This is a genomic window from Paenimyroides ummariense, from assembly GCF_900115115.1.
Lineage (GTDB): Bacteria > Bacteroidota > Bacteroidia > Flavobacteriales > Flavobacteriaceae > Flavobacterium > Flavobacterium ummariense.
In genome coordinates this window covers 36,509-44,878 of sequence record NZ_FOVI01000023.1, presented here as the reverse complement: position 1 = coordinate 44,878, position 8,370 = coordinate 36,509, and the positions used below count along the sequence as shown (strand labels likewise).

Below are 8,370 nucleotides of genomic sequence, written 5' to 3'. Positions count from 1 at the left end.
CATCCAATCATTGCATTCATGTATTTTTTTAATAAGGACCCCCTGCAACTTAATTAAACTCAATACTTATGAAACATCGTTTTTTTCATGAGGCACTCTCTAAAGTGAGTAGAAAGGAAGAGAGGCTTACTATGAAACCATCCAAAATTATTGAAGAATCATATTCGATGACTTTATTGCTTAAAGACTTGTTAATGGAACTAAAGGAATTTGTAATTAACTCAGGTTTTGATAACGAACTACAGGAAATAGATTTCTTTAAGAACATCAAGCCCCAGATACTTGGTAAACTGATTTTCTACAATAAGGTATACCGTATGGAAATTGCTTGTCCCGTACCAGACGGCAAGCTGTTGATGCAATATTTTTCTTCTAAACTGGAACAACTGAAAAAAACATTCAAAGAGCACACGGTTTCTTCAGATTTCTACAGGTACTACCGATCTAACCGAACAGATATGGACAACCGGTTTTTCCGTTTGGGAAACATAGAATTTTACAGCGGACTCAACAGCGTGGCATTTGAAATGGATCCCCAGTTCTCTACATACTACGATTACAAAGTTTCTAGAATCATTTCTGATGATCTACTGTATCATTACCTGCTTCGTCGTATGGATCCTGACGAATCGGAGGCAGTTTCTGAAATAGCAGCACAAGCGTACTTGAAAGATATTTATTGGACGCATTCTAAAAATGCATTGATCGAGCTGGTTTATGCGCTTCATGCTACCGGTGCTGTTTCCAATGGTAGGGTTGGGATTTCGAAACTGGCAATGATTTTTGAAATGGCTTTCAGCATCAAGCTTGGTGACCTTCATCATTCGTTTCATAGGATGAAGGATCGTTCAGGTAGTAAAACCTATTTTCTTGATCAACTGACAACCAATCTGGAAAAGTATATGCACAAGGATCTGGATTGAATCCTTATACCAAGATTATGCCCATAAATAGCACGTAAAAGCTGCTGTTTATGGGCATTTTTGTTTTATTTTCTTTTAAAAAATCAAATTATTTTTGATTTTCATGGGTAGGTCTTGGATACTGCTAGACTATTAGAGTTCATTATATAGTACAATTTGTCTTGCGCAACATTGGAAATTCCTGTTTGTTTTTCTCTTCGGAACTACTTTAGGTATGCTTTTTAAACCTACTGTATGAATATAGGAGAATGGAATTTATTAGCTGCAATACTATAGTAATGACAATATTTTGTATTGAATATTAAATAGCTACAGGTCTTTATTACGTAGAATATTCTCATCTTCTTTTTTAAAGTATGACGTTCATCTTTAACACCAGTTAACCATGACTGGAATCGAATAATTTGTTCTTGTTCGTTCAGTTGCTTTAGTGAATCTTCTTAAAATTTACCATCATCAATCCAGGATCATTTAAATGGTTTTTGAAAACATTAGATACTTTATTTACTTATTTGTTTTTAATTTAAATTTTCTTTGGTTGAAGATATAAATTTGTTTAATTATTGGCAAATTTTCAAATTATATAGTTCGATTTAATTTTATTTATAAAATATTTATTTAGAATACACAATAAAAAAGCCCTATATAAGGTTATTGTCTAAAAGCTTAAAATTTAAAAATGATAAATGTTTGTGTAATTAATTATAAATTGTTTTCTTTGAATAGAGAAAAAAAAATATAATATTTCACAAATAATAATATTGTTTTTTCTGTATTTAAAGCTTCTTTTTAGTATGGCTGCATTGTGTACAGAGATTCAAATCTGTAGGGAGGTAACAAGAAAGATAGCCCTCAGTATTGATGTTATATTGCTTTTCAAGTAGCAATATTATGTTTAATATGAATTAAAATATTTACAAGAAAAAGTATACAGTATCAAATAAAAATATTACGCGCGTATAGGAGTTATTCGAAAATCCTTAAGAGAGTAGAAATAATTATTAAATATTAAAATCATGAAAAACAAACTTTTAACATTATCTATTTTGTCATTTGCTTTATTTTCTTGTTCAAATGAAGATGAAGTTCAAGTACAGCAAAAAAATGATGAGGCTGCAAAAGCTGAAATAATGAATATTATTTCAAATGCTACTGAAAAAACTACACAAGAAATGGAAGAAGAATTTTTTAGGGATAACAATTATGTTGTTGTTAATCCTGAAAAATCTAATAATATTGTTAATTCGATTAAGGCTAACAATACGCCTATACACGGTCCTTACACTACCACTATTTCTGCAACACCTGCTGGTGTACTTCCTAATCAAAAAATAATATGGAAAGGATATGAATACCCTGCTGCGGCTGCGTATGTAGCGGATGTAAATACACACTCTGTCAATATATTATTACCGGACGGTGCATTCGGATTTGTTAATTCGATGACGAATCAGGGATATAATGATTATGGTGCTCAAACCCAAGGTTATTCTTTTTCAAATGTTATCATCAACGGAAAGAATTATCTGAATGTCAGAACTTATACTATGAAGATCAGATGGAATATGGCAGGGCAAGCCATAAATGCAAATGTACCAAGCTATGGCTTTGGCGCTAAGAGCGTATCATACTCATATATCACACCTTAATCAAAATGAAAAAATATTTTTTATATACCGTTCTTCTTTTATGCTGTAACATCTCAGTTGCTCAAACAGTGAAGCTGAATTTTGGCAGAACTATTTCCTCTGTTAAGAGCAGTCACGCCGATTTAGATATTTTAAACAAGACTATAAATACGACTAATGTAGGTATTGGTGTTGATTTGTTTGAAAAAGAAAACTATTATCTATCAAATGAGATTAATTTTAGTATGCTTGGGGGAAAAGAAAAAAATATTTTTTTAGAAGCTCCATACGATGATTATTCAAAAAAGTGGGGATATCTTTCACTCTCATCATCTTTGCGTTATAAGATTAATTTTGATGAAAGTAAGTATTTATTTATCGGTGCAGGACCTAAAATCAATTTCATCATTGATTCAAATAAGTTTTCACAAACATTGTATGAAGATACATATGTTATGAAAAACTATACTTTTGGGGTATTGACAGAATTAGGATATGTTCAAAGAATTTTTGAAAGGTATAAAGTTGGTATTGTAGGATCTTATTCCTATAGTATAACACCTAACTCAAAGACAGAGTTTAACAGATTAAGAATTAATCCGATTGCAATAAATCTTACTTTAGGATATTCTTTGTAGGTAGCTAATTGTTTAAAACAAAAAGAGGGTATGTATAATCATACCCTTTTATTATTTGTTCGAAAATAAAGGATTTTCTAAATAATCTTATTCCTTTGTTGTTTATTTAAATATGAACCCCATAAATTTTATTGACAATCCAATATACTATAGAGTATTATAATAATAATACTTTGATTGGGGAAAAATTATATAAATATATAATATTTATAATGGTTCAATTGCTTGTAATATTGATAATGTTTAAACTATAAATTTATATTATTTCCCCGTTAAGTGAAAATATTATAAATTTATAGCGTATAACTTTTATAACATTTATGTATGAATATTGACTTTTCTAAAGCTAGTTTTAAAGACTTTGAAAACATTCCTAATCACGATATCTTCAAAAGAGCTAAAGCACATCAGGGATATTTGAACTACCTGCGTGAAAATGAATTTATGAACTACCGTCTACTAGCTACTTCGGGTTGCGGTCCTGAAATAGGTCTTGCAGAACAAGGCTATATCAAGAAGGGAAATTACATCAGTTTTGTTTGTAATGACTATCTCGGTTTTACGCAACATCCCGAAGTTAAAAACGCAGTAATAGCTGGAGTGGAGAAGTACGGAACAGGTGCGGGGGCATCACCACTTATCGGTGGTTACTTAGATTACCATAAGGAATTGGAAGACAAAATTTCAACTTTCTTTAAGCGTCCTAAAGGTTCTTCAATCGTCTATACTACGGGCTATACATCAAACAGCGCATCTCTGCTTTGTCTTCTTAAAAAGGAAGACATTGCTATCGTAGATATGGCAGTGCACGCCAGTGTTTATGAAGGGATTACCGGATCTACCGTAAAGCGTTTTCTTCACAATAATGTGGAAAATCTTGAACGCATCCTTGCAGCATCAAAAGATGTCTACAGAACAAAAATGGTTATTGTTGACGGGGTTTACTCTCAAGACGGTGATATTGCGAAATTGAGAGAAATACTTGAAGTCACACACAAATATGGTGGTGTCCTTTTAGTAGATGATGCGCATGGCATTGGTGTTATTGGAAACACCGGACGCGGGGCTATGGAGTATTTTGATGTATTGGATCAGGTGGACATCATTACAGGAACGTTCAGTAAAACTTTTGCTAACGTAGGTGGCTACCTTGTTGCCAAAAATCCTGAATTGATTTCATATCTTCACTTCCAGTCAAGACAATATGCGTTTTCTGCTGCCTCAACTCCTGCAATAGTAGGAGTGAGCCGTGCTATTGACCTTATTGATGAAGAGCCACACTGGAAGGTACAATTGTGGAAAAATGTTGAATACTATAAAAAAGGCTTAATAGATATTGGTTTGGATATTGGAGATACGGATTCAGCAATCATTCCTGTGAAAATTGGTGACGTTTACAAAAATAGTAAGGCAGGAAAAATTTTGCTTGAAAACGGTGTTTATACCAATCCTATAATGTATCCTGCGGTATCACTAAAAGATTCTCGCATAAGAATGAGTCTGATGGCTACACATACAAAAGACCATCTTGATAAAGCACTCAATGTATTTGAATATGTCAGTAAAAAGTTGCAAATTGCAGAGTCTGTGCATAATTTGCAATAAGAATGGGAAGAAAGAAAAAATCTGAAACGGAAATCAGTAAGGAACCTGCACCTAAAGAAAGAAAAGTTTTATCAGGACCTTTAAGGGATAAATCCCGTACAATGGCCCGAATGGTGGCAGCCGTAGGGAAGGTAATACAAAAAAAAGGTTATCCGGGGCTCACGGCTCCGAACATCGCTGTTGCCGCGGGAGTGGACAAAAAATTGGTGTGGACTTATTTTGGAAGTATTGATAACCTGATTGAAGAATATATTCGTCAGAAGGATTTTTGGAAGTTTGAAGCCAAAAAGCATATAGAAGATCTATTAAAAAATGCGTCTGTTATTGGTAAAAAGGAAATATCTTTAATACTACAAAGTCAGTTTGAAGTATTGCAGAAAGACAAGGCTTTACAGAAAATAATTCATTGGGAACTAGGGGAGAAAAATAAAATGTTGAGAAAGGTTGCTGATCGAAGAGAAGAGATCGGAGAACAATTATTTTCCGTAATTATGCCAGATTTTGAAACAACAAACGTTGATCTTCGGGCAAAATTAGCCTTAATAGTGGGAGGTATTTATTATCTTTCCTTACATTCAAAATCTAATGGAAGTTTAGTTTGTGGAATTGATATTAATGAAGACGATGGCAGAAGGCGGATTGAAAAAGCTATTCAGGATCTTGTCTTTGAAGCTTATGAGAGAGCCGGTGTAAGTAAATAAAGCTAAAAAAACTGTAATTTTTACAGTTTTTTTAGCTTTATTTTGTTTGTCCTCCTCTATTTTATAAAAAGAGTATAACAGCTAATTGGTTATATTTATTACCTGAATTAATAATAGATGAAGTATATAATTTCTATTCAATTGTTAGCATGTAGTAGCCATCCTTTTTGATTGAATCAATATTGTCAAAATTTACATTATCAATTTTATAGCCACTGCAACTATTTTTTATTTTAGATGATCTGACTGTGAAATTAAAGGTCTTCAAAGAATCTAGAATGATATAAACGATGTAGTTTTTGTTCCCATCGTACCAGCCAACATTTTCCAGTAATGCTTTATTATCTTTTGTTATTTGTACATTAATTCCTAAACTGTTTCCATTGCCCAAATCTTCATAAATAACAATTTCAGCTTTGGTTAATATCCCACTAGCGATTAAATTTTGTCCTTGCGCATTTACAAATTCAAAAACAGTGGGTTCAGGTGGTGTATAGCAGTTTTCTTCTTCACAGCTTATAAGGCTTAGTGAAAGTAAATTTAAAGTAAAGATTATAAGTGTTTTTCTCATTTTATGTACTCTTTTCCTGCGTCAAGTGGAGATTATATTGTTTGAATATTTTCTAAATTGAAGATATTATAAGTTTAACGAATTATTTGTTCTTTTATTTTAATTATGAGCTAATTAAATCAAAGTTGCATATCTAATATACCACAGGATGAAAGATCGTTCGGAAAGCAAAACCTACTTTTTGGATCAGCTTACAACCAATCTGGAGAACTATATGCAAAAGGATCTGGATTGAATATTCATACCAAGAGAATGCCCATAAACAGCAGCTTTTATCTGCTGTTTATGGGCATTCTTTGTTTTATTTTCTTTAAAAAAAAGCAAATTATTTTGATTTTCATGGGTAGGTCTTGGCGCTACCTTGGCGATTTGAGGGCATTTGTTGACGCAATTTTGTCCTGTGCAACGTTACCGGCTCCTTTGGCTTTGTCTTGTGAACTATTGGGAGCCGGTTTTTTAAACCTACTATTATGAATTTAGACAGAATGGAATTTATTAGCTGGATGAACCGTATCATACAGCGCTTTGATTTATTGGATGAACTGGTTAAGACAAAAAGCAACAGTTTGGAGGGAGTAGATGGTGAAGAGTTACTGGATAACCAGGATATACTGCTACTTCTAAAGATCAGCCCTAGGACTTTGCAGCGATACCGAACTAACGGAATGCTTGCCTACTACCGTATCAGCGGTAAAATCTACTATAAACGTTCCGATGTGGAACAATTAGTCAAGGACAGTTACGCCAAATCAGTTGCTGAACGAAAGAAAAAGAAGGCTGCTTAAAGACTGAAACTGCCAGATTATAGTTCGTTCGGATGGCTTGTTTTAGCTTGAGGTAAATTTTAAATTTTTAATCATGGATGATAAAACAGCTAATGAAGAAAAGGTTCAACAGTCGGAAGAGGTAATGTTGGCACATTCTAAAGATGACAAAAAAGTAAAAGCGGTTAAGGGTATTGACGATAGTGGTAATATGCATACCGTTAATCCCAGTAAGAGTAATCAGAACCAATTTATGAGAGTCGACAAACACGGAGACTTTTTCTCAAACTTCTTTTCAAATTTTTTAAGTCAGTTACGAAATCCCAGTTCTTTTGACTTCTTTAAAGTACCAGCAGATAAATCTATTGATTTGGCAAAAAGAGCAAATAATTCGCTGGGTTCTGGACAGACTTCCGCTCTGGAAGAATTAAAAAAATACGCGGTTACACTACAACCGGATTTAACAAATGAAAAATCAAGTACTATGGATAATACACAAAAAACACAGGAAACCGGTACGGATACGCAGTACCGTTACGACCCAAAGAAGATTGATTGGGAAATGATGTCCGATATCGGACTTAGCGAAAGGGAGTTGATCGAAAGGAACATGATGGAGCCCTTATTGAAAGGCTATAAAACAAATGAGCTGGTACCTCTGGTACTTCGAATCGGTCCTGCAGAAGCCAGAATGGATGCCCGTTTATCGCTTAAAACGAACGAAGTAGGAGATGTGGTGATTGCCATTCATGGTATCAGAAAGGAACCTAACCTGAAATATCCACTCTTTGGTCACGAATTCAGTGAGGAGGATAAGAAGAACCTGCAGCAGACAGGCAATATGGGTAGGGTAGTTGATTTGGTAAACCCCAAGTCTGGTGAAACAATACCTTCAATCATTAGCGTAGACCGGCTGACCAATGAGCTTGTGGCGATGGCGGCAGACAGAATGAAGATTCCAGATGAGATTAAGGGAGTGAAACTGGATGATGCGCAAAAACAGACTTTGCAGGAAGGTAAACCGCTATATTTAGAAGGAATGATTTCAAACAAAGGAACGGCTTTTGATGCCACCATGCAGTTTAATGCGGATAAAAAATATGTCGAATTTTTGTTTGATCGAAGTGTTTCCAATAAGGAGACGGTCGCAGAACAGGTTTCGAATAACGATGGATCGAAAGAAGCTCCAAGGGTATTTCGAGGAAAGGAATTGACGGATCAGCAGTATGATAAGTTTGCAGCGGGACAGTCGGTCTATATTGATGGACTGGTTGATAAAAAAGGACAAAGCTACCAGGGGTATATTACTTTTAATGCAGATACCGGTAAAACTGATTTTGCTTTTCCGGCACAACTCAAGGAAAAAGCGAAGCCCGCAGAGGATTTTAAAACACAGGTTGATGTTAACTCAGAAGGGAAGACCAACGAGAAGACCAAGAAGATTACAGAGCCTTTGAAACCGGCGCAGGATAAACCTAAAGATCAAAAGCAGAAAAAACAACAGGATGCTGTTAAAAGTAAACGAAGAAAAATTTAGTTT

General features: G+C 34.3%; 9 protein-coding genes. 8 read left to right on the top strand and 1 reads right to left on the bottom strand.

The window, feature by feature from the left end:
* The first annotated feature begins 68 nt into the window (after nucleotides 1-68).
* The 5 genes from BM253_RS13795 (at nucleotide 69) to BM253_RS13775 (ending at nucleotide 5,495) form a co-directional block, all read left to right on the top strand.
* Nucleotides 69-923: an RteC domain-containing protein gene (locus BM253_RS13795; protein ID WP_091525466.1), complete on the top strand. Its 855-nt coding sequence runs from the start codon at nucleotides 69-71 to the stop codon at nucleotides 921-923.
* Between the two features lie 1,016 nt (nucleotides 924-1,939).
* On the top strand, nucleotides 1,940-2,572 hold the full coding sequence (locus tag BM253_RS13790) for a hypothetical protein (protein WP_091525464.1): 633 nt from the start codon (nucleotides 1,940-1,942) through the stop codon (nucleotides 2,570-2,572).
* A gap of 5 nt (nucleotides 2,573-2,577) precedes the next feature.
* Nucleotides 2,578-3,189: an outer membrane beta-barrel protein gene (locus tag BM253_RS13785; protein ID WP_143095667.1), complete on the top strand. Its 612-nt coding sequence runs from the start codon at nucleotides 2,578-2,580 to the stop codon at nucleotides 3,187-3,189.
* A gap of 324 nt (nucleotides 3,190-3,513) precedes the next feature.
* Entirely contained in the window at nucleotides 3,514-4,794 is a 1,281-nt protein-coding gene (locus BM253_RS13780) for an aminotransferase class I/II-fold pyridoxal phosphate-dependent enzyme (protein ID WP_091525459.1), read from the top strand.
* A gap of 2 nt (nucleotides 4,795-4,796) precedes the next feature.
* On the top strand, nucleotides 4,797-5,495 hold the full coding sequence (locus BM253_RS13775) for a TetR/AcrR family transcriptional regulator (protein ID WP_091525458.1): 699 nt from the start codon (nucleotides 4,797-4,799) through the stop codon (nucleotides 5,493-5,495).
* Between the two features lie 133 nt (nucleotides 5,496-5,628).
* On the opposite strand, the gene BM253_RS13770 is transcribed toward BM253_RS13775, so the two are convergent.
* Complete coding sequence (locus BM253_RS13770) at nucleotides 5,629-6,066, bottom strand: hypothetical protein (RefSeq protein WP_091525455.1); 438 nt, start codon at nucleotides 6,064-6,066, stop codon at nucleotides 5,629-5,631.
* 118 nt (nucleotides 6,067-6,184) lie between these two features.
* On the opposite strand from BM253_RS13770, the gene BM253_RS17715 reads away from it, so the two are divergent.
* The 3 genes from BM253_RS17715 to BM253_RS13755 all read left to right on the top strand — a co-directional run bounded on the left by BM253_RS17715 (nucleotide 6,185) and on the right by BM253_RS13755 (nucleotide 8,367).
* On the top strand, nucleotides 6,185-6,301 hold the full coding sequence (locus tag BM253_RS17715; protein WP_397334436.1) for an RteC domain-containing protein: 117 nt from the start codon (nucleotides 6,185-6,187) through the stop codon (nucleotides 6,299-6,301).
* Nucleotides 6,302-6,536: 235 nt separating this feature from the next.
* Nucleotides 6,537-6,851: a helix-turn-helix domain-containing protein gene (locus BM253_RS13760; protein WP_091525451.1), complete on the top strand. Its 315-nt coding sequence runs from the start codon at nucleotides 6,537-6,539 to the stop codon at nucleotides 6,849-6,851.
* Nucleotides 6,852-6,924: 73 nt separating this feature from the next.
* Nucleotides 6,925-8,367, top strand: a complete 1,443-nt coding sequence (locus BM253_RS13755; protein WP_091525449.1) for a DUF3945 domain-containing protein — start codon at nucleotides 6,925-6,927, stop codon at nucleotides 8,365-8,367.
* Nucleotides 8,368-8,370: the final 3 nt, after the last annotated feature.